We start from the raw sequence: 20,520 nt of genomic DNA, 5'->3' as shown, positions 1-20,520 counted from the left end.
GGCATGGGGCGGGGCAGGGCGGCTGGGGCCTCATGCCCGGCCCCGTGCCCGGCGTAATGCCCGGCCCCGTGCCCGGCGTAATGCCCGGCCCCGCGCCCGGCCTCATGCCCGGCTCCGTGCCCCTCAGGGCCCGGGCCCCATGTCGATCGCTGCCCTGGCCCCATGCCCCGCCGACGCCGGCGCCTCATGCGGGCACCGTCCTTTCGCTTCCCCGGTGCACCCACGGGGCGCACCGGGGCGCGCCGTGTTGCGAAGAGTGAACCCTTCACCTCCGGCCGGACCCGAAACCCGCGTAATGATCCGCACTCCGCAGCCTCTCCATCCGTGAACGCATGACGAGCGACCACGGAACGGAGGCACTGCCATGAGTGACGACGCGGGGAAGCGGAGTGCGGTGGAGTGGCTGGCGACAGTTGCACCCGATCCCGGGACCTGCCGGTGGGAGTGGGAGCGCAACCCCCTCGGGGTGGCGCTGCTTCCCGCAGGCAGGCTCTGGGACGTCCTCATCCTCCCCAGTGAGCTGGGCCGCCCCACGCTGGAAGTCCTGACCCGCTGCACCGGACGGGTCGGGCCCGTCCTGGCCGACTTCGGCGACTGCCGCATGGGGTTCTTCGTCCCCCCGGGCACTGCCGCGAGGTGGTTCGCCACGGGTGTACGGGCCGTCGGGGCCGGCAGCTGGGTCGTCGTCCCTTACCCCGGGCGGGCGGCTTCGGGCCTCCGCTGGGTGGTGCCGCCCGACGGAAGCGGCACGCTCACCGATCCGGCGCTGCTGGAGCTGTCGATGCACGAGGCCGCTGCGAACCTGACCGGCGAGCAGGACGGCTGAGGGCCCGTGCCAGCCCCCAGAGCAGCACGCCGGACAGGCACCACGCGCCCACCACGTCCAGCGGCCAGTGATAGCCGCACCGCACCAGGCCGACGGCGACACCGGCGTTCAGGAGTACGTACGAAACTGCCACCCACGCGCGTGCGCGCGCGTGCCGGTGGCGGGGCCCCATGCGGGTGTGCTCCGTATGGGGCTGTGGGTCCGCAGAGGCGGCATGGGGCAGCACACGGGCAGCCTCCCCATGGGGCGGCTGCGCCGAGAAACCGGCATGGGGCGGCGTACGGAACGTGTCGGCACGGGGCGCCAGAAGCAGCAGCGCGGCCGCCCCGTAGGCGACGGCGGCGGTCGCCGTATGCCCTGAAGGAAAGAAGCCGTCATGCGCTCCGGTCGCGGCCATGGCCGGGGGCCCCGTGCGGCCGATCCAGGACTTCACGGGTACGACGACAGCCGGTACGGCCGCCATGGCGAGGGCGGCCCACAGCGTTGGCAGCCACGGCCTGGGGCCGCGGCGGCGCAGCATCGTGGACGCGGCCATGGCAGCGACGAGCACGGGCACGGCGACCGAGGCGTTGCCCAGATCGGCGAGGAACTGTGCGACGGCGCCGGGGAACGTGGAGCCCGCCACCGTACGGCCGAGGTCTTCGTCGAGCGTCCGCACGGGGCCGTGCGCCGCGACCTGCCAGGTGACCAGAGCGAAGAGAAGCGCACACAGCGCCGGGAAGAGCCCGCGCACGAGGCGGGACCGTGCCGGCGGCCCCGGAACAGGGGGGGAGGTTCCGAGGCCGCCGTGAGGACCGGGGTGCCGCGCGCCCCGGGGGGTATGGGGCGGGCGGCCATCCGATCGGTGAGGATGTCCGGAGCGTGAGGCTCCAGTGGTGTGCGCGAAGGCACGGCCAGGTCGGCACTGGGGAAGTACCGGCTCGGCTCCGTCCGCAGTCCCCTGCGGACGAGGTGTTTCTCTCATCTGCAGAAACCGTACGGCAGGGCAGACGGTCCGGACAGCCGGATCACCCCTCCACCACCCGCTCCGCACAGGTTCTTCACCCGCATCCCCCTCACCGGCGGCTACAGGCGGGCGAAAGCGGCCTCGATGATGTCCAGGCCCTCGTTGAGCAGGTCCTCACCGATCACCAGCGGCGGCAGGAAGCGCAGCACGTTGCCGTACGTGCCGCAGGTGAGCACGAGCAGGCCCTCCGCGTGGCAGGCCTTGGCGAGCGCGCCGGCGGCCTCCGGGTTGGGGTCCTTGGTGCCGGACTTCACCAGCTCGATCGCGATCATGGCGCCGCGGCCGCGGATGTCGCCGATGATGTCGAACTTCTCCTGCATGGCGGAGAGGCGGCCCTTCATGACCTCCTCGATGCGCTTGGCCTTCGCGTTGAGGTCCAGCTCGCGCATGGTCTCGATCGCGCCGAGCGCCGCCGCACAGGCCACCGGGTTGCCGCCGTAGGTGCCGCCCAGGCCACCCGCGTGCGCCGCGTCCATGATCTCGGCGCGGCCGGTGACGGCGGCGAGCGGCAGGCCGCCCGCGATGCCCTTGGCCGTGGTGATCAGGTCCGGGACGACGCCCTCGTCCTCGCACGCGAACCACTGGCCCGTGCGGCAGAAGCCGGACTGGATCTCGTCCGCGACGAAGACGATGCCGTTGTCCTTCGCGAACTGCGCGATGCGCGGCAGGAAGCCCTTGGCCGGCTCGATGAAGCCGCCCTCGCCCAGCACCGGCTCGATGATGATCGCGGCGATGTTCTCGGCGCCGACCTGCTTGGTCATGGCGTCGATGGCCTGGGCCGCGGCCTCCTGGGCGCAGTTCTCCGGGCCGGTGGGCCAGCGGTAGCCGTAGGCCACCGGCACGCGGTAGACCTCGGGGGCGAACGGGCCGAAGCCGTGCTTGTACGGCATGTTCTTGGCGGTGAGCGCCATCGTCAGGTTCGTACGGCCGTGGTAGCCGTGGTCGAAGACGACGACGGCCTGGCGCTTGGTGTACGCGCGGGCGATCTTCACCGCGTTCTCGACGGCCTCGGCGCCCGAGTTGAACAGCGCGGACTTCTTGGCGTGGTCACCCGGCGTCAGCTCGGCGAGCTGCTCGCAGACCTCCACGTAGCCCTCGTAGGGCGTCACCATGAAACAGGTGTGGGTGAAGTCGGCGAGCTGCGCGGTGGCGCGGCGCACCACGGCCTCGGCGGAGCTGCCGACCGAGGTCACGGCGATGCCGGAACCGAAGTCGATCAGCGAGTTGCCGTCGACGTCCTCGATCACGCCGCCGCCGGCACGCTTGGTGAACACCGGAAGCGTCAGGCCCACGCCACCTGCGACCGCAGCGTTCTTCCGGGCGAGCAGCTCCTGCGACTTCGGGCCGGGGATCGCGGTGACGATGCGGCGCTCCTGGGGGAGGGCCGGGCCTCCGGTCAGTTCGGTCATGAGGTGCTCCAGGGGGAGAGAACGGGCTTCGATCGGACTTTTAGTCGCAGGCTAGGTGCGGGACCGCGGGTCGGGCATGTTCCGTTCGGGAGAAGTGGGCGCGTCGCGTTGTCCGTACCGGACATGGCGGAGCGTGACGGTCCCCTCGGCACGCCCCCCGGGTGATCATGCGCTCAGCGCGGCCGGGGACGCTGAACTCGCCACGGCCGGCCACTAGATTGAGCTGCGGCGCGCACCAGACGAGAAAGCCGGAAAGCCGGACGGCGGGGGGCGAGGGGCAGCGATGGAGCACGAGGGCACGTACGAGGCACCGGGCGCAGGGGGCCGGCTGCCCGGGGCGGCCGACGCCCCACCCGTCCAGGCGGCCGCCGCCGAGCCCTGGCCCCGGCAGCCGGCAAGCCCGCCCGCAATCCCACCTGTGCCCCATGCGGCCCCGGCTGCGCCCCATGCCGCACCTCCGGCCACGCCTGCGGAGGCGCCGCCCCGGCCCCGTGCGGTGCCGCCGCAGCCCGGCAGGGCGCCCGGCGCGGCTCCGCAGGGCGGCCGGTCCCCGTTCCTCGTCTGGCTCCGCACGCCCCGCGTCTTCGCCGGCCCCGGCATCTGGGCGTACGGCTACCGCCCCAAGCCTCCGGAGGAGCCGGACCGCCTCCCGGGCCGGCAGCTCCTGAGCGGAGCGGTCATCTCCCTCCTGTGCGGCTGGCTGCTCGGCTCGCTGCTGTGGAACGGCTACCTCGGCTCGTACTGGCTGTGGCCGCTGACCGTCCTGACCCCCGACTCGTGGCACACGGGCATGGCGGCGGTGTGGACCATCTACACGTACTACGCCCTCTGCCTCGGCGTGCTCATCTTCGTCTTCGGCCGCCTGGGGCGCTGGCCCCAGGTCTGGCGGCGGTACTGCGCGCCGCTGCTGGCGCGGTTGTGGGACGACTGCGGGGCCCTTCCGGCCGCCGTGGGGGGCGGTCCGCGCCAGGACCCGGCCGACTGGCCCCAGCTGCGCGCCGCAGGCGCCCACGAGGCGGCGGAACGGCTGGCGGCCGAAGCGCGGGCCGGGCTGATGAACGACGTCGACCACGCCCGCATCGAGCGGGCCTGGCAGACCGTACGCGTGCAGCCGGGGCGGCTCGCCGCGTTCACCGAAACCGTTCTGCGGCACGGGGCGGGCGCCTGCGCGCACCCGTCCGGTGCGCGCGATCTGCCCGTACGGGCCGCGCGCCACGACCTCGTCACCCGGCAGGTGCGCATCGGCACCGCCGTGGACGACGAGCGCAATCCGTACGTGCACCGGGGCGCAGGATTCGCCCTCGACCCCCGTCTGCTCGGTACGTCCCTGCTCGCGGTCGGCCCGCCCGGCAGCGGCAAGACGGACCGGCTGATCCGCCCCGTGCTGGAGTCGCTGTGCCTGCAGGCGCTCGCAGGCCGGGCGGCCGTCGTCGCGGTCGGCGCGGCGGGGGCGGGGCTGGCGCCCGACGAGGCGTTCGACGTCGTGGTGCGCATCGGCCGGCCGGACTCCGCCTACGACCTCGACCTCTACGGCGGCACCGACGATCCCGACGAGGCCGCCGCCGTCCTCGCCGAAGGCCTCGTGGGCGACCTCACCGCCGCACTGCCGGGCGAAGGCGGCCGCCGGGCCGCCACCGTGCTGGCGCAGCTCCTCGGCCCCTACCGGGCCGCTCACGGCCGCTTCCCCTCCGTCCCCGAACTGCGCGAGCTCCTGGACGGCTCGCCCACCGCCCTGGCTTCCCTGCGCGCCGCCCTCACGGACGCGGGGCAGGAGGCCCTTACCCGTGAGCTCGACGCGCGGGAACGCCAGGCGCACCGCCCCGGCGACGCCGCCCCCATGCTCGCCGACCGCCTCGCGCTGCTCGACCGCCCGGCCTTCGCCCGCTTCTTCGACACCACCGACCCTTCGCGCACCTTCTCCCTGCGCGCCCTGGAGCACCCGCTGCGCGTCCGGATCGACCTGCCCGAGCGCGGGCACGCCGAGGCGTCCCGGATGCTGGCCCGGCTGGTCCTCGCCCAGTTCACGGAGTGTGCGGTCGCACGGGGCGACCGCTCCCTCTTCGCGTGCCTCGTCCTCGACGACGCGACGCACACCGTCACTACCGAGGCCGTACGGGGCCTGGCGCGGCTCCGCTCGGCCCACGCCGGGGCGCTGCTCACCCTCCGTACGCTCGACGACGTACCCGAGTCCCTGCGCAGCGCGCTGCTGGGCTCAGTCGGTTGCCGCATGGCGTTCTCCGGCATCACCACCTGGGACGGGGCGCGCTTCGCGGAGGTGTGGGGCAAGGAGTGGGTGGAGACCCGCGACGTCACCGACCGTCAGGTCATCGCCCACGAGCCGCTGACCCGCGTCACGCACGTAGTGCGCAGGCTGGTCACGGGGCGGGCGGTGACCGCCCAGTCGGTGACGGTGCGCAAGGTGGAGCGGGAGCGCTGGTCCGCCTCCGAGCTGGCGCACGCGGTGCCGGCGGGGCACGCGGTGCTGTCCGTGACCTCCGTACGGGGGAACAGCGCGCCGCCGGTGCTCGTCGATCTGCAGCGGTGAACCGGTTCGTGTTACCGGTGATTGCTCCACTGAGGCAGAATCGGTCGCAGATGTTCATACGCGACGGCACTTTTGCCACGACGCCCCTTCCGAAGGTGCCATGCCCCTCACGCTCGCCTCACTCGTCCACCACTCCGCGCTGAAACTCACCGTCCTCGCGGGGGAGGACCGGCTGGACAGGCCCGTCCGCTGGGCACATGTCAGCGAGCTGGCCGACCCCGTGCCGTGGATGGACGGCGGTGAACTGCTGCTGATCACCGCGCTGAAGATCGACGCGGACGATCCGGAGGCCATGCGGCAGTACGTCCGCCGCCTCGTGCGCGCGGGCGTCGTCGGCCTCGGCTTCGCCGTCGGCGTCAACTACGAGCGGGTGCCCGAGGCCCTGATCGGGGCTGCGGGGGACGAGGGCCTGCCGCTGCTGGAGGTGCCGCGCCGCACGCCCTTCATCGCCATCACCAAGGCGGTGTCCGCAGCCATCGCGGCCGACCAGTACCGGGCGGTGACGGCCGGATTCGAGGCCCAGCGCGAACTGACCCGGGCCGCACTGGGCCCGGACGGGCCGGCAGCACTCGTCGCCCGGCTCGCCGCACACCTCGACGGCTGGGCGGCGCTGTACGACGCCTCGGGCGCCGTCGTTGCGGCGGCGCCCGAATGGGCTGCGCGCCGGGCCGCACGCCTCGGAGCGGACGTCGAGCGGCTGCGGGAACGCCCCGCGCCCGCCACCGCCGTCGTGGGCACGGATCCCGCCGAGGAAGGAGCCGACCGGGTCGAGCTGCAATCCCTCGGCTCCGGGCGGCGCGCACGGGGCGTCCTCGCCGTGGGCACGGGCGCGCCCCTGGGAACCGCCGAGCGCTACGCCGTGCACTCCGCCATCGCTCTGCTCACCCTCACCACCGAGCGCTCCCGGGCCCTGCAGGAGGCTGAGCAGCGACTGGGCGCGGCACTGCTGCGCATGCTCCTCGCCGGCGAACCGGACCACGCACGGGCCGTTGCGGGCGACCTGTACGGCAGTCTGCTGGACGCTCCGTTCCGGGTGATCGTCGCGGAGGCGGTGGAGACGCCCGCCGACGCCGACAACGCCCAAGAAGGGGAGGGCGAGCCCCCCGTGGAGCCGCTGGCCGTGCTCGCGGACGCTCTGGAGACCGCCGCGGGCCGCGTGGCGGAGCCGCTGCTGGTCGTCCCGGACGGCGGACGGCTCGTCGTCCTCGCGCCCGACGGCGGGGCGGTCGCCGCGGCGTGCGGGGAACACGCCCGCGCCATAGAAGCCCGCCGCGGGACGAAGGCCCGCCCGCGGGACCGCAGCGCCACCGCCCCCTCATGCGACCTCGTCATCGGCCTGTCCGCCCCCGCGGGGCCGATCGCCGCCGCGGCGGCCTTCCGCCAGGCGGAGCAGGCCCTGTCCGTCGCGCGCCGCCGCGGCAGGGTCCTCGTGGAGCACGAAGAGGTCGCCGCCGGCTCGGTGCTGCCGCTCCTCGCGGACGATGCGGTACGCGCCTTCGCGGACGGCATGCTGCGGGCCCTCCGCGAGCACGACGCCACGGGCCGCGGCGACCTCGTCGCCTCCCTGCGCGCCTGGCTCTCCCGGCACGGCCAGTGGGACGCGGCAGCGGCGGACCTCGGCGTCCACCGCCACACGCTGCGCTACCGCATGCGCCGGGTCGAGGAGATCCTGGGCCGCTCCCTCGACGATCCCGACGTCCGTATGGAGCTGTGGCTGGCCCTGAAGGCGACGGCGGCCTCGGGGCAGGAGTAGACGGCCGGGCACCGCGCCCGGGGTAGACAGCCGAACGCAGCGCCCAGGGGCGCATGAGGCGGTGCTGAGGGCCGCCCCATGCCGCTACGCCGTCGGCGGCGCGGAGCCCCGCCGTCGCACGAGGAGCCTCCACTCCGCCATTGCGGTGCCCCCTGCGCCGGTACTGCTCCACCGCGGACAATCGGCGCCCGGCCGCCCCGCACCTACCGTGGGGGAGCAATATCCACACCACTTGGGAAGGGCCGGGATTGTGACTGCTCCCCACGCGTTCTGGCTGGCCGGCCGCGAGGCCACCGGCGAGGAGACCTTCGACGTCACGAACTCCTGGGACGGCCGTCTCGTCGGCACCGTGAGCGTGCCCACCGAGGCACAGGTCGAGGAGGCCGTGGCCGCCGCGCACGCCGTCCGAGAGGAGTTCGCGGCGACGCCCGCGCACGTACGGACCGCCGCCCTCGACCACGTCGCGAAGCGGCTCACCGAGCGCGCCGAGGAGATCGCCCAGCTCATCTCCGCCGAGAACGGCAAGCCCATCAAGTGGGCCCGCGGCGAGGTCGGCCGCGCCGTCTCCGTGTTCCGCTGGGCCGCCGAGGAAGCCCGCCGCTTCAACGCCGGCGACGCGCAGCGCCTCGACACCGACGCGGGCGGCACCGGCCGCCTGGCGCTGACCCGCCGCTTCCCGCGCGGCACCGTGCTGGGCATCGCGCCGTTCAACTTCCCGCTGAACCTCAGCGCCCACAAGGTCGCCCCCGCGATCGCCGTCGGTGCGCCGATCATCCTCAAGCCCGCTCCGGCCACCCCGATCTCCTCCCTCGTGCTGGGCGAGATCCTGGCCGAGACGGATCTGCCGGCGGGCTCCTGGAGCGTGCTGCCGGTTCCGAACGACCGCATGCCCGCCCTCGTCCAGGACGAGCGCCTGCCGGTCATCTCCTTCACGGGCTCCGGACCGGTCGGCTGGTCGATCCTCGACTCCGCCCCCCGCAAGCACGTCACCCTCGAGCTCGGCGGCAACGGCGCGGCCGTCGTCCTGGCCGACTGGTCCTCCGAGGAGGACCTCGACTGGGCGGCGCAGCGCATCGCGACGTTCTCGAACTACCAGGGCGGCCAGTCCTGCATCTCGGTGCAGCGGGTCATCGCCGACGCCTCGCTGTACGAGCGCCTCGTGCCCAAGGTCGTGGCCGCGGTCGAGGCGCAGGTCACCGGTGACCCGTCGGACGCCGCGACGGACGTCGGCCCGCTGGTCAGCGAGGACGCCGCCAAGCGGGTGGAGTCCTGGGTGGACGAGGCCGTGGAGAAGGGCGCCGCTCTGCTCACCGGCGGCAAGCGCGACGGCGCGACGTACGCCCCGACCGTCCTCGCGGACGTTCCGGCCGACGTGACCATCGCCTGCGAGGAGGTCTTCGGCCCCGTCCTGACGATCACCAAGGCCGAGGGCGAGGAGGCCGCTTTCGCCGCGGTCAACGACTCGCCGTACGGACTGCAGGCCGGTGTCTTCACGCACGACCTGCAGACGGCGTTCCGGGCGCACCGTGCGCTGGAGACCGGTGGCGTCATCATCGGCGACGTGCCCTCCTACCGCGCCGACCAGATGCCCTACGGCGGCGCCAAGCAGTCCGGCGTGGGCCGTGAGGGCGTGCGCTACGCGATGGACGACTACACCTACGAGCGGGTGCTCGTCCTGACGGGCCTGGCGCTGTAACAAAGGGACTGCCTACAGGCACCTGCCCTCGGGCAGACCGGCAGAGAAGACCCGCCTGACGGCCGGGGCGCGCATGGAGCGTGCCCCGGCCGTCTGCGTGTCCGCCTGCGTCTGCGCCGCGTGGGCGCCCGCCCCGGCTCGCGCAGCACGGCATGGGGCGCTGCCGGAAGCGCCCCATGCGGCTGGCTTCGAGAGCGGCTCATGCGGCCGGCCGCGGAGAACGGGCGATGCCCCTCTTGGCCGCCCATGCCCCCTGGCCCGATTCTTGCGAACCGTGACAGTTAGGCCACTCGTTCGTCCTTTGCGATCTACGGAAGTCTGGAGGCATCGACACGGCACCACCGCAAGGAGCGCACCGCCATGACCGCAGCACCCGCCCGCATGCACGCCATCCGCCAGGAGACCGCCGGCGGACCCGAGGTGCTGCGCCTGGTCGAGACCGACCGCCCCGAGCCGGGGCCCACCGAGATCCTGGTGCGGGTCCGGGCCGCGGGGGTCAACCCGGTCGACTGGAAGACCCGAGCGCGTGGCTACTACTACACCGGGGACGTCCCGCCCTTCGGCCTCGGCTTCGACGTCTCCGGTGTGGTGGAGGCTGTCGGTGACGGCGTGACGCTGTACGCCCCGGGCGACGAGGTGTACGGCATGCCGCGCTTCCCGCACCCGGCCGGTGCGTACGCCGAGTACGTTGCCGCGCCCGCCCGTCACTTCGCCCCCAAGCCGCAGGGGCTCGACCACGTACAGGCCGCAGGCCTGCCCCTCGCCGCTCTCACCGCGTGGCAGGCCGTCGTGGACACCGCCCGCGTCACCGAGGGCCAGCGCGTGCTGATCCACGCCGCGGCGGGCGGCGTGGGCCACCTGGCCGTCCAAATCGCCAAGGCGCGCGGCGCGTACGTCATCGGCACGGCCAGCGCCGCCAAGCACGACTTCCTGCGGAGCCTCGGTGCCGACGAACTCATCGACTACCGCGAGCAGGACTTCGCCGAGGAACTCGGCGACCTCGACGCCGTCGTGGAGTCCATCAGCGGTGACTACCCGGCCCGCTCCCTGCGCACCCTCCGTACCGGCGGCACCCTCGTCTCGCTGCTTCCCTTGACCGAGCCGGTCCTCGCCGAGGCGCGCGAGCGCGGCATCCGCGCCGTGCGCATGATGGTCGAGCCCGACCTGGCGGGCCTGCGGGGCATCAGCGAGCTCGTCGAGTCCGGGCGGCTGCGCACCGAGATCGCCGCCGTCCTGCCGCTCGCCGAAGCCGGCAAGGCTCACGAGCTCGGCGAGACGGGACGCACTTCCGGCAAGATCGTGCTCAGCGTCGGCGACTGACCGTGCCGCCAAGGCCATCCCGCCTCGTGCAAGCGGCCCGCCCCATGTGGCTCGCACGGGCGGGCACGCGACCGCCGCAAACGGGCCCCATGCCCGCAGCAGCGCGCTCCCTGCTCCGCCGGCCACGCTGCGCAGTGAGGAGCGCGCACTGCCCCGCATGGGGCGCTGCCCGGCGCCCCGCATGAAGCCCCCCGGCGCCCCGCATGAGGCCCCGCCCGGCGCGGTGCCCCATGCGGGGCTTCCGCTGCTGCGCGGGCCGGAACGTTGCGCGAGGTCTGGTAGATGCCGGGAGGATCGGGTACATACGGTCCAGTAGTACCGGTCGGTAGCCGACCGGGACGGCCCCGACTGAAGCGGCGAGGTGCCTCATGACCGCACCATCCGTACGACCGGTCTCCGAGCGCGAAGCACGCCAGGTCGCCGAAGCGGCCCGGGAGCAGGACTGGAAGAAGCCGAGCTTCGCCAAAGAACTCTTCCTCGGCCGGTTCCGCCTCGATCTGATCCACCCGCATCCGACGCCGGCCCTGGAGGACGTCCGGCGCGGGGAGGAGTTCCTCTCGAAGCTCCGAGACTTCTGCGAGACCCGCATCGATCCTGCCCGGATCGAGCGCGAGGCGAGGATCCCGGACGAGACGGTGAACGGGCTCAAGGAGCTCGGTGCCCTCGGCATGAAGATCGACACCAAGTACGGGGGCCTCGGGCTCACGTCGGTCTACTACAACAAGGCCCTCGCCGTCGTGGGCTCCGTCAGCCCCGCCGTCGGCGCGCTGCTGTCCGCCCACCAGTCCATCGGCGTGCCACAGCCGCTGAAGCTCTTCGGCACCCAGCAGCAGAAGGAGGCCTTCCTGCCGCGGTGCGCGCGGACCGACATCTCGGCGTTTCTGCTCACCGAACCGGACGTCGGCTCCGACCCCGCGCGCCTGGCCACTTCCGCCGTCCCCGACGGCCACGACTACGTCCTCGACGGGGTCAAGCTCTGGACGACCAACGGCGTCGTCGCGGACCTCTTGGTCGTCATGGCGCGAGTTCCCAAGAGCGAGGGTCACAAGGGAGGCATCACGGCCTTCGTCGTCGAAGCCGCGGCGGAGGGTGTCACCGTCGAGCGCCGCAACGCCTTCATGGGCCTGCGGGGCATCGAGAACGGCGTCACTCGCTTCCATCAGGTGCGCGTCCCGGCCGCCAACCGCATCGGCCCCGAGGGCTCCGGACTCAAGATCGCTCTGACGACGCTCAACACCGGGCGGCTGTCCATCCCCGCCATGTGCGTCGCCGGCGGCAAGTGGGCGCTGAAGATCGCCCGTGAGTGGTCCACGGCGCGTGAGCAGTGGGGCAAGTCCATCGCCAAGCACGAGGCGGTCGGTTCGAAGATCTCTTTCATCGCGGCCACCACCTTCGCCCTGGAGGCCGTCCTCGACCTCTCGGGCCAGATGGCCGACGAGAACCGCAACGACATCCGCATCGAGGCCGCCCTCGCCAAGCTGTACGCCAGCGAGATGGCGTGGCTGATGACCGACGAACTCGTCCAGATCCGCGGCGGACGGGGCTACGAGAGCGCCGCCTCGCTCGCCGCCCGGGGCGAGCGCGCCGTACCCGCCGAACAGATGCTGCGCGATGCGCGCATCAACCGCATTTTCGAGGGCTCCACGGAGATCATGCACCTGCTCATCGCGCGTGAGGCCGTGGACGCCCACCTCTCGGTCGCGGGCGACCTGATCGACCCGGACAAGTCGCTGGGCGACAAAGCCCGCGCAGGGGCCCGCGCAGGGGGCTTCTACGCCCGCTGGCTGCCGAAGCTGGTCACCGGCCCCGGGCAGCTTCCGCGCACCTACGCCGAATTCAACCCGGCCGGCCACCGCGACCTCGCCACCCACCTGCGCTACGTCGAACGTTCGTCCCGCAAACTCGCCCGATCGACCTTCTACGCTATGTCGCGCTGGCAGGGCCGTATGGAGACCAAGCAGGGCTTCCTCGGCCGCATCGTCGACATCGGTGCCGAACTGTTCGCGATGAGCGCTGCGTGCGTCCGTGCGGAGCGGCTGCGCGCCGGGGGCGAGCACGGCGCGGAGGCGTACGAGCTCGCCGACGCCTTCTGCCGGCAGGCCAGGATCCGTACGGAGGAGCTCTTCGGGCGGCTGTGGACGAACACCGACGACGTCGACCGCAAGGTCGTCTCCGGAGTGATGTCCGGGGCGTACGAGTGGCTCGAGGCCGGCATCCTCGACCCCAGTGGCGACGGCCCCTGGATCGCCGACGCCACCCCCGGCCCGGCCAAGACGGACAACGTCCACCGCCCCATCCGCTGAGCCCGGGCCGCCCCGCGCGCGGCGCCGTCCGCCCCGTGCGGGGCTTCCCCGCCCCACGCGGGCCTGCCCCACGCAGGCCCGCCCCACGCCCCGGCTCCCGCCGCCCGCCGAGCGCGGACGGGGGCTCCCTGTCCGTCCTCCCGGCGGAAGACGCAACAATGAGTCCATGACGGACTCCCTCGCTGACCCGCATCTGCGCTATTCCGCCCCCACCGCCGCGGGCGGACCGCGCGAGATCGTGATCCTCGGTTCGACCGGCTCGATCGGTACCCAGGCGATCGACCTCGTGCTCCGCAACCCCGACCGGTTCCGGGTGACCGGCCTGTCGGCCGCCGGCGGTCGCGTGGGGCTGCTCGCCGAGCAGGCGCGGCAGCTGCGGGTGCGCACCGTCGCCGTTGCCCGGGCCGAGACCGTGCCCGCGCTGCGCGAGGCGCTGGCGGCGCTGTACGGGGCCGAGCCGCTCCCCGAGATCCTGGCGGGGCCCGAGGCGGCCACCGAGCTGGCGCGCAGCGAGTGCCACACCGTCCTGAACGGCATCACCGGCTCGATCGGCCTGGCGCCGACCCTGGCCGCCCTGGAGGCGGGCCGGACGCTCGCGCTGGCCAACAAGGAGTCGCTCATCGTCGGCGGCCCGCTGGTCAAGGCGCTCGCCAAGCCCGGCCAGATCATCCCCGTGGACTCCGAGCACGCCGCGCTCTTCCAGGCCCTGCTGGGCGGCACCCGCGCCGAGGTCCGCAAGCTGGTCGTCACGGCCTCGGGCGGGCCCTTCCGGGGCCGCACGAAGGCCGAGCTGGCCTCCGTGACCCGCGAGGACGCCCTCGCGCACCCGACCTGGTCCATGGGGCCCGTGATCACGATCAACTCCGCGACCCTCGTCAACAAGGGTCTGGAGGTCATCGAGGCGCACCTGCTCTACGACATCCCGTTCGAGCGCATCGAGGTCGTCGTCCACCCGCAGTCCTACGTCCACTCGATGGTGGAGTTCGTGGACGGCTCCACGCTGGCCCAGGCCACTCCGCCGGACATGCGCGGCCCCATCGCCATCGGCCTGGGCTGGCCGGAGCGGATCCCGGACGCGGCTCCCGCCTTCGACTGGTCCACGGCCTCCACCTGGGAGTTCTTCCCGCTTGATGAGGAGGCCTTCCCGTCGGTCGCGCTCGCCCGGCACGTGGGCGAGCTGGGGGGCACGGCGCCCGCCGTCTTCAACGCGGCCAACGAGGAGTGCGTCGACGCCTTCCTCGCGGGCGGGCTGCCGTTCAACGGGATTGTCGATACGGTCGCTGAGGTGGTGGCGGAACACGGCACGCCCACCACGGGAACCCGCCTCACCGTCGCGGACGTCTTGGAAGCGGAGGCCTGGGCACGCGCCCGGGCCCGTGAACTGGCAGCGCGGACGGCCTCGGCGGCCCGTACCGCGAAGGCGACCTCGGAGGCCCGCGCATGACGACACTGATGACGGTCCTCGGGATAGTCGTCTTCGTGGTGGGCCTGCTCTTCTCCATCGCCTGGCACGAGCTGGGCCACCTGTCGACCGCGAAGCTCTTCGGCATCCGCGTGCCGCAGTACATGGTCGGCTTCGGGCCGACGATCTTCTCGCGGAAGAAGGGCGAGACCGAGTACGGGATCAAGGCCATCCCGCTCGGCGGCTACATCCGCATGATCGGGATGTTCCCGCCCGGCGCGGACGGACGGATCGCCGCCCGCTCCACCTCGCCGTGGCGCGGCATGATCGAGGACGCCCGCTCGGCCGCCTTCGAGGAGCTCCGGCCCGGCGACGAGTCCCGGCTCTTCTACACGCGCAAGCCGTGGAAGCGCATGATCGTGATGTTCGCCGGGCCGTTCATGAATCTCGTCCTGGCCGTCGTGATCTTCCTCGGCGTGATGATGTCCTTCGGGATCAACACGCAGACGACGACCGTCTCCACCGTCTCCGACTGCGTCGTCGCGGCCGGCGCCCAGACGGACAAGTGCGGCAAGGGCAACCCGGACTCCCCGGCCAAGGCCGCCGGCCTCAAGCCGCGCGACAAGATCGTGGCGTTCAACGGGCACCGTACGGACGACTGGGCCACGCTCCAGAAGGAGATCCGCAAGACCACCGGCCCCGCCACGGTCACCGTCGTGCGGGACGGCGTCCGCAAGACCCTCAGCGCGAACCTCATCTCCAACCAGGTGCAGAAGTACGACAGCAAGGGCGCGCCCATCAAGGGGCAGTACGTGACGGCCGGCTTCCTCGGCTTCGCGCCCGCCACGGGTGTCGTGCCGCAGACCTTCGGCCAGTCCGTCGACCGTATGGGCGACATGGTGCAGTCGGGCGTCGAGTCCCTGATCGCCCTGCCGAGCAAGATCCCCGACCTGTGGAACGCCGCCTTCGACGGCGGCGAGCGCAAGGCCGACTCCCCGATGGGCGTCGTCGGCGCGGCGCGGGTGGGCGGCGAGGTGTTCAACCTCGACATCCCGCCGTCGCAGCAGATCGCCACCATGCTGTTCCTGGTCGCGGGCTTCAACCTGTCGCTGTTCCTGTTCAACATGCTGCCCTTGCTGCCGCTGGACGGCGGCCACATCGCCGGGGCCCTGTGGGAGTCCGTGCGGCGCGCCTTCGCAAAGGTGTTCCGGCGCCCCGACCCCGGGCCGTTCGACGTTGCGAAGCTGATGCCGGTCGCCTATGTGGTGGCGGGAATCTTCATCTGCTTCACTCTTCTCGTCCTCATCGCGGACGTGGTGAATCCGGTGCGGCTCACCTAGCGCGGTGTGGGGACAAACGCCCGTTTGTGGCGACCGGCTGCAGTCTGTGGCCGGTCGTCTCCGTTTGAGGGGTCTCCGCGACGGGATGTGCTTCGAACGGATCGGGTGCCGTAATCTCGAAGCGGAGCCCGCCGATCTCGGGACCTTGATTCACACCTTGGGGTTGCTCGCCACATGACTGCGATTTCGCTTGGAATGCCTTCCGTTCCGATCAAGCTCGCCGACCGCAGGGTCAGCCGCAAGATCCAGGTCGGCTCCGTGGCCGTCGGAGGCGACGCGCCGGTTTCGGTGCAGTCGATGACGACGACCCGGACGTCGGACATCGGGGCCACGCTCCAGCAGATCGCGGAGCTGACGGCGTCGGGTTGCCAGATCGTGCGGGTGGCGTGTCCTACGCAGGATGATGCGGATGCGCTGCCGGTGATCGCGAAGAAGTCGCAGATCCCGGTGATCGCGGACATTCACTTCCAGCCGAAGTATGTCTTCGCGGCGATCGATGCGGGGTGTGCTGCGGTGCGGGTGAACCCGGGGAACATCAAGCAGTTCGACGACAAGGTCAAGGAGATCGCGAAGGCGGCTTCGGATGCGGGGACGCCGATTCGTATCGGGGTGAACGCGGGGTCGCTGGACCGGCGTCTGCTGCAGAAGTACGGGAAGGCGACGCCGGAGGCGCTGGTGGAGTCGGCGCTGTGGGAGGCGTCGCTGTTCGAGGAGCACGGTTTCCGGGACATCAAGATCTCGGTGAAGCACAACGACCCGGTGGTGATGGTCAACGCGTACCGTCTGCTGGCGGCGCAGTGCGATTACCCGCTGCATCTGGGGGTGACCGAGGCGGGTCCGGCGTTCCAGGGGACGATCAAGTCGGCGGTGGCGTTCGGTGCGCTGCTGTCGGAGGGTATCGGTGACACCATCCGTGTCTCGCTGTCGGCTCCGCCGGCGGAGGAGATCAAGGTCGGTATGCAGATCCTGGAGTCGCTGGGGCTGCGTCAGCGTCGTCTGGAGATCGTCTCGTGCCCGTCCTGCGGTCGTGCGCAGGTGGATGTGTACAAGCTCGCGGATCAGGTCAGTGCGGGGCTTGAGGGCATGGAGGTGCCGCTGCGCGTCGCGGTGATGGGCTGTGTCGTGAACGGTCCGGGTGAGGCGCGTGAGGCGGATCTGGGTGTCGCCTCGGGTAATGGCAAGGGGCAGATCTTCGTCAAGGGCGAGGTCATCAAGACCGTGCCGGAGTCGAAGATCGTGGAGACCCTCATCGAAGAAGCAATGAAGATCGCCGAGCAGATGGAGAAGGACGGCGTCGCCTCCGGCGAGCCCAAGATCAGCGTCGCCGGCTGACCGCTGCCCCCGCGCCCCGTGCGCCCACGCGCACCGCAGTGCGTGCCCGTAGCGCCCCGCCTCCCGTCCAGCACGGGGCGGGGCGCTGCTGCTTCCGCCCCGTGCGGCCGCACGGGGGTGCGTCCAGGAGGCTGAGAGGTACAGTTCCAAGACCTGTTCCCATGGCCTCGGGCCCCGCGACGGTGAGGCAAAACCACACGTGCTGACGACGACCACCACCAAGGTCCTGGAGCCCGGCGACATCGAGGCCGCTCTCGACGTCCTCGACCGCGATCCCGTCGCCAACGCCTTCGTGGCCGCCCGCGTCCAGGTCGCGGGCCTCGACCCCTGGCGGCTCGGCGGCGAGATGTGGGGCTGGTACTCGGGCGGCCGCCTGGAGTCCCTCTGCTACGCCGGCGCCAACCTCGTTCCCATCTGCGCGGGCCCCGAGGCCGTACGGGCCTTCGCCGACCGCGCGCGCCGCTCGGGGCGCCGCTGCTCCTCCATCGTGGGCCCCGCGGAGGCCACGTCCGCGCTCTGGTCGCTCCTGGAGCCCCACTGGGGCCCCGCGCGCGAGGTCCGCGGCCACCAGCCCCTCATGGTCACCCGCTCCATGCCCGCCGACGTCGAGCCCGACCCCCTCGTCCGCCGCATCCGCAAGGACGAGATGGAAGTGATCATGCCGGCCTGCGTGGCCATGTTCACCGAAGAGGTCGGTGTCTCCCCGCTCGCCGGGGACGGCGGGCTCCTGTACCAGGCCCGCGTCGCCGAGCTCGTGGGCTCCGGCCGCTCCTTCGCCCGCATCGAGGACGGACGCGTCGTCTTCAAGGCCGAGATCGGCGCCGCGACGCCCCACGCCTGCCAGATCCAGGGCGTCTGGGTCGCCCCCGAGTACCGCGGCCGCGGCCTGTCCGTGACCGGCATGGCGGCCGTCCTGCGCTACGCCCTGTCCGAGGTGTCGCCCGTCGTCAGCCTCTACGTCAACGACTTCAACACCGCGGCCCGGGCCGCCTACCGGCGCGTCGGCTTCGAGGAGACCGGCGCGTTCATGAGCGTGCTGTTCTGAGCCGCCGGGCCCCGTGCGCGGGGAGCGTGCGGGTAGCCTCCCCGCATGGATGACATCGTGGTCGGGCCGCTCGACCTCGCCGCGCGGGTCGACGACGCGCTGGCCGTGCAGGCACTGGCCTTCGGGCTCACCGCGGAAGAGGTCGCCGTACGGCGCCACATCGTGCTGCGCCACCTGGCCTCCCGTGGCGCCCGCGCCCTCGGGGCGACCGCCCGCGGGGGGCGCCTCGTCGGCTTCGTCTACGGGATGCCCAACGACCGCAGCCACTGGTGGTCGGGCATCGTCGAGCCCTACTTGCGCGCCACGGGCAGCGAGGGTTGGCTCGACGACTCCTTCGTCATCACGGAGCTGCACGTCCACCCCGACTTCCAGAAACGGGGCATCGGGCGGGCACTGATCACCACCATCACCGACGCCGCCGCCGAGCCGCGCTCGATCCTCTCCGCCATCGACACCGAGTCCCCCGCCCGCGCCCTCTACCGCAGGCTCGGCTACCGCGACCTGGCCCGCCCCGTGCACTTCCCCAGCGCGCAGAGCCCGTACGTGGTGATGGGGGCCCCGCTGCCGCTACTGGGGTGAGCCCGCGGGGCCGCCTTCGGCGCCCCGGGCGGACCGCCCCGTGCGAGAACTCGTTTCAGCGTGGCGCCGGCTGCCGCTAATCTCCTGACCATTCCCTACGCCCTGCCAGGAGACCAACGATGGCCCATGTCCAGCGCATGTCCACCACGCTGCTGAAGACACTGCGCGACGACCCGGCCGACGCGGAGACCGCCAGCCACAAGCTGCTGGTCCGCGCCGGGTACGTCCGACGCTCCTCCGCCGGTGTCTGGACCTGGCTGCCGCTCGGCAAGAAGGTGCTGGAGAACGTCTCCCGCGTGGTGCGCGAGGAAATGGACGCCATCGGGGGCCAGGAGGTCCTCCTGCCCGCCCTGCTGCCCAAGGAGCCCTACGAGGCGAGCGGGCGCTGGGAGGAGTACGGCGACCTTCTGTTCCGCCTCAAGGACCGCAAGGGCGCCGATTACCTGCTCGGCCCCACGCACGAGGAGATCTTCACCCTCACGGTCAAGGACCAGTGCACGTCCTACAAGGACCTGCCCGTGATCCTCTACCAGATCCAGACCAAGTACCGGGACGAGGCCCGGCCCCGCTCCGGCGTGCTGCGCGGGCGCGAGTTCCAGATGAAGGACTCCTACTCCTTCGACACCACTGACGAAGGCCTCGCCGAGTCCTACCGCCTGCACCGCGAGGCGTACACGCGCATCTTCGAGCGCCTGGGGCTCGACTACCGCGTCGTCTCCGCCGTCTCGGGCGCCATGGGCGGCTCCGCGTCGGAGGAGTTCCTGGCCCCCGCCGCGGCCGGCGAGGACACCTTCGTGGACTGCCCCGCGTGCGACTACGCCGCCAACACCGAAGCCGTCACCGTAGCCGTGAGCCCCTGCGACACCGTGGCCCACGGCGCGGTCGAGGAACTGGACACGCCCGACACGCCCACCATCGAGACCCTCGCCGCCCACCTCGGCGTGCCGGCCTCCGCGACGCTGAAGAACCTCCTCGTCAAGGTCGACGGCGAGATCACCGCCGTCGGCGTGCCCGGCAACCGCGAGGTCGACCTCGGCAAGCTGGGGGAGCACCTGGCGCCCGCCGTCGTCGAGCTGGTCACCGCCGAGGACTTCGCGGACCGGCCCGAGCTCGTACGGGGCTACGTCGGCCCGCAGGGCCTTAAGCTGCGCTACATCGCCGACCCGCGCGTGGCGCCCGGCACCGCATGGATCACCGGCGCCAACAAGCCCGGCAAGCATGCCCGCAACGTGGTGTGCGGACGGGACTTCGAGGTGGACCAGTACCTCGACGTGGTCGTGGTCGAGCCGGGCGACCCCTGCCCCCGCTGCGGGGCCGGCCTGGAGATCGGCCGGGCGATCGAGATCGGCCACATCTTCCAGCTGGGCCGCAAGTACGCCGACGCATTCGGGCTCGATGTCCTCGGGCAGAACGGCAAGCCGGTCCGCGTCACCATGGGTTCCTACGGCATCGGCGTCTCCCGCGCCGTGGCGGCCCTCGCCGAGCAGACGCACGACGAGTCCGGCCTGTGCTGGCCCCGTGAGGTCGCTCCCGCGGACGTGCACATCGTCGCTGCGGGCAAGGCCGTCCAGACCGAACTCGCCCTGGAACTCGCGGACAAGCTCGGCTCGGCGGGCGTCCGGGTCCTCGTCGACGACCGCACCGGCGTCTCCCCGGGCGTGAAGTTCACCGACGCCGAACTGATCGGCATCCCGGAGATCCTGGTCGTCGGCCGCGGAGCGCCCCAGGGGCTCGTAGAGCTGAAGGACCGGCGCACGGGCACCCGCGAAGAGCTGCCGGTCGCCGAGGCCATCGAGCGGCTGAGCACGCGCCGCTGACGACCCGCCAGGGGCGGTCGGGGACATGCGCCCCGGCCGCATGGGGCGGAAGCGCGGCCTGCACGGGGCCCGGAGCACCGCCGCTCCGGTGGCCCCGCATGGGGCGGCGCAGAGGCCTGCATGGGGCGGGGACGGAGCCCGCATGAG

General features: G+C 72.4%; 14 protein-coding genes. 12 read left to right on the top strand and 2 right to left on the bottom strand.

Annotation, left to right across the window (positions count from 1 at the left end; all coding sequences use genetic code 11):
- Positions 1–364 precede the first annotated feature (364 nt).
- Entirely contained in the window at positions 365–826 is a 462-nt protein-coding gene (locus ACSNOG_RS14980; protein ID WP_436753137.1) for a hypothetical protein, read from the top strand.
- On the opposite strand, the gene ACSNOG_RS14975 is transcribed toward ACSNOG_RS14980, so the two are convergent.
- Positions 753–1,559, bottom strand: coding sequence for a phosphatase PAP2 family protein (locus ACSNOG_RS14975; protein WP_436753136.1), 807 nt, complete (start codon positions 1,557–1,559; stop codon positions 753–755). The genes ACSNOG_RS14980 and ACSNOG_RS14975 overlap by 74 nt on opposite strands.
- Before the next feature lie 332 nt (positions 1,560–1,891).
- Positions 1,892–3,241 carry a 4-aminobutyrate--2-oxoglutarate transaminase gene (gene gabT / locus ACSNOG_RS14970; RefSeq protein ID WP_436753135.1) on the bottom strand — a complete coding sequence of 450 codons (1,350 nt, stop codon included), beginning with the start codon at positions 3,239–3,241 and terminating at the stop codon, positions 1,892–1,894.
- Positions 3,242–3,524: 283 nt separating this feature from the next.
- Here gabT and ACSNOG_RS14965 point away from each other — a divergent pair, with 283 nt between their 5' ends.
- The 11 genes from ACSNOG_RS14965 to ACSNOG_RS14915 all read left to right on the top strand — a co-directional run bounded on the left by ACSNOG_RS14965 (position 3,525) and on the right by ACSNOG_RS14915 (position 20,373).
- Positions 3,525–5,786 (top strand): ATP-binding protein, encoded by a 2,262-nt coding sequence (locus tag ACSNOG_RS14965; RefSeq protein WP_436753134.1) that lies wholly within the window; start codon positions 3,525–3,527, stop codon positions 5,784–5,786.
- Positions 5,787–5,886: 100 nt separating this feature from the next.
- Positions 5,887–7,539 carry a PucR family transcriptional regulator gene (locus ACSNOG_RS14960; protein ID WP_436753133.1) on the top strand — a complete coding sequence of 551 codons (1,653 nt, stop codon included), beginning with the start codon at positions 5,887–5,889 and terminating at the stop codon, positions 7,537–7,539.
- A gap of 250 nt (positions 7,540–7,789) precedes the next feature.
- Complete coding sequence (locus ACSNOG_RS14955; RefSeq protein WP_436753132.1) at positions 7,790–9,235, top strand: aldehyde dehydrogenase family protein; 1,446 nt, start codon at positions 7,790–7,792, stop codon at positions 9,233–9,235.
- A 360-nt stretch (positions 9,236–9,595) separates the two neighbouring features.
- Entirely contained in the window at positions 9,596–10,555 is a 960-nt protein-coding gene (locus tag ACSNOG_RS14950) for an NADP-dependent oxidoreductase (RefSeq protein ID WP_436753131.1), read from the top strand.
- Positions 10,556–10,923: 368 nt separating this feature from the next.
- Positions 10,924–12,858: an acyl-CoA dehydrogenase family protein gene (locus tag ACSNOG_RS14945; protein WP_436753130.1), complete on the top strand. Its 1,935-nt coding sequence runs from the start codon at positions 10,924–10,926 to the stop codon at positions 12,856–12,858.
- A 166-nt stretch (positions 12,859–13,024) separates the two neighbouring features.
- On the top strand, positions 13,025–14,302 hold the full coding sequence (gene dxr, locus ACSNOG_RS14940) for a 1-deoxy-D-xylulose-5-phosphate reductoisomerase (protein ID WP_436753129.1): 1,278 nt from the start codon (positions 13,025–13,027) through the stop codon (positions 14,300–14,302).
- Complete coding sequence (locus tag ACSNOG_RS14935; RefSeq protein ID WP_436753128.1) at positions 14,299–15,600, top strand: M50 family metallopeptidase; 1,302 nt, start codon at positions 14,299–14,301, stop codon at positions 15,598–15,600. The genes dxr and ACSNOG_RS14935 overlap by 4 nt, the downstream gene beginning before the upstream one ends.
- A gap of 174 nt (positions 15,601–15,774) precedes the next feature.
- Complete coding sequence (ispG, locus tag ACSNOG_RS14930) at positions 15,775–16,932, top strand: flavodoxin-dependent (E)-4-hydroxy-3-methylbut-2-enyl-diphosphate synthase (RefSeq protein WP_436753127.1); 1,158 nt, start codon at positions 15,775–15,777, stop codon at positions 16,930–16,932.
- 199 nt (positions 16,933–17,131) lie between these two features.
- Complete coding sequence (locus tag ACSNOG_RS14925) at positions 17,132–17,977, top strand: GNAT family N-acetyltransferase (RefSeq protein WP_436753126.1); 846 nt, start codon at positions 17,132–17,134, stop codon at positions 17,975–17,977.
- Between the two features lie 45 nt (positions 17,978–18,022).
- Positions 18,023–18,556 (top strand): GNAT family N-acetyltransferase, encoded by a 534-nt coding sequence (locus tag ACSNOG_RS14920; protein WP_436753125.1) that lies wholly within the window; start codon positions 18,023–18,025, stop codon positions 18,554–18,556.
- A 119-nt stretch (positions 18,557–18,675) separates the two neighbouring features.
- Entirely contained in the window at positions 18,676–20,373 is a 1,698-nt protein-coding gene (locus ACSNOG_RS14915) for a proline--tRNA ligase (protein WP_436753124.1), read from the top strand.
- The last annotated feature ends 147 nt before the right edge of the window (positions 20,374–20,520 follow it).

Source organism: Streptomyces sp. URMC 124, from assembly GCF_051386455.1.
Classification (GTDB): Bacteria; Actinomycetota; Actinomycetes; order Streptomycetales; family Streptomycetaceae; genus Streptomyces.
Note: the sequence above shows the minus strand (reverse complement) of the source record. Positions and strands in the feature narration are given on the sequence as shown.

Bases quoted from the DNA above. Each gene is read 5' to 3' on its own strand.
- gabT (WP_436753135.1), bottom strand. From the start codon at position 3,241: ATGACCGAACTGACCGGAGGCCCGGCCCTCCCCCAGGAGCGCCGCATC.
- ACSNOG_RS14935 (WP_436753128.1), top strand. From the start codon at position 14,299: ATGACGACACTGATGACGGTCCTCGGGATAGTCGTCTTCGTGGTGGGC.
- dxr (WP_436753129.1), top strand. From the start codon at position 13,025: ATGACGGACTCCCTCGCTGACCCGCATCTGCGCTATTCCGCCCCCACC.
- ACSNOG_RS14950 (WP_436753131.1), top strand. From the start codon at position 9,596: ATGACCGCAGCACCCGCCCGCATGCACGCCATCCGCCAGGAGACCGCC.
- ACSNOG_RS14965 (WP_436753134.1), top strand. From the start codon at position 3,525: ATGGAGCACGAGGGCACGTACGAGGCACCGGGCGCAGGGGGCCGGCTG.
- ACSNOG_RS14945 (WP_436753130.1), top strand. From the start codon at position 10,924: ATGACCGCACCATCCGTACGACCGGTCTCCGAGCGCGAAGCACGCCAG.
- ACSNOG_RS14920 (WP_436753125.1), top strand. From the start codon at position 18,023: ATGGATGACATCGTGGTCGGGCCGCTCGACCTCGCCGCGCGGGTCGAC.
- ispG (WP_436753127.1), top strand. From the start codon at position 15,775: ATGACTGCGATTTCGCTTGGAATGCCTTCCGTTCCGATCAAGCTCGCC.
- ACSNOG_RS14915 (WP_436753124.1), top strand. From the start codon at position 18,676: ATGGCCCATGTCCAGCGCATGTCCACCACGCTGCTGAAGACACTGCGC.
- ACSNOG_RS14980 (WP_436753137.1), top strand. From the start codon at position 365: ATGAGTGACGACGCGGGGAAGCGGAGTGCGGTGGAGTGGCTGGCGACA.
- ACSNOG_RS14960 (WP_436753133.1), top strand. From the start codon at position 5,887: ATGCCCCTCACGCTCGCCTCACTCGTCCACCACTCCGCGCTGAAACTC.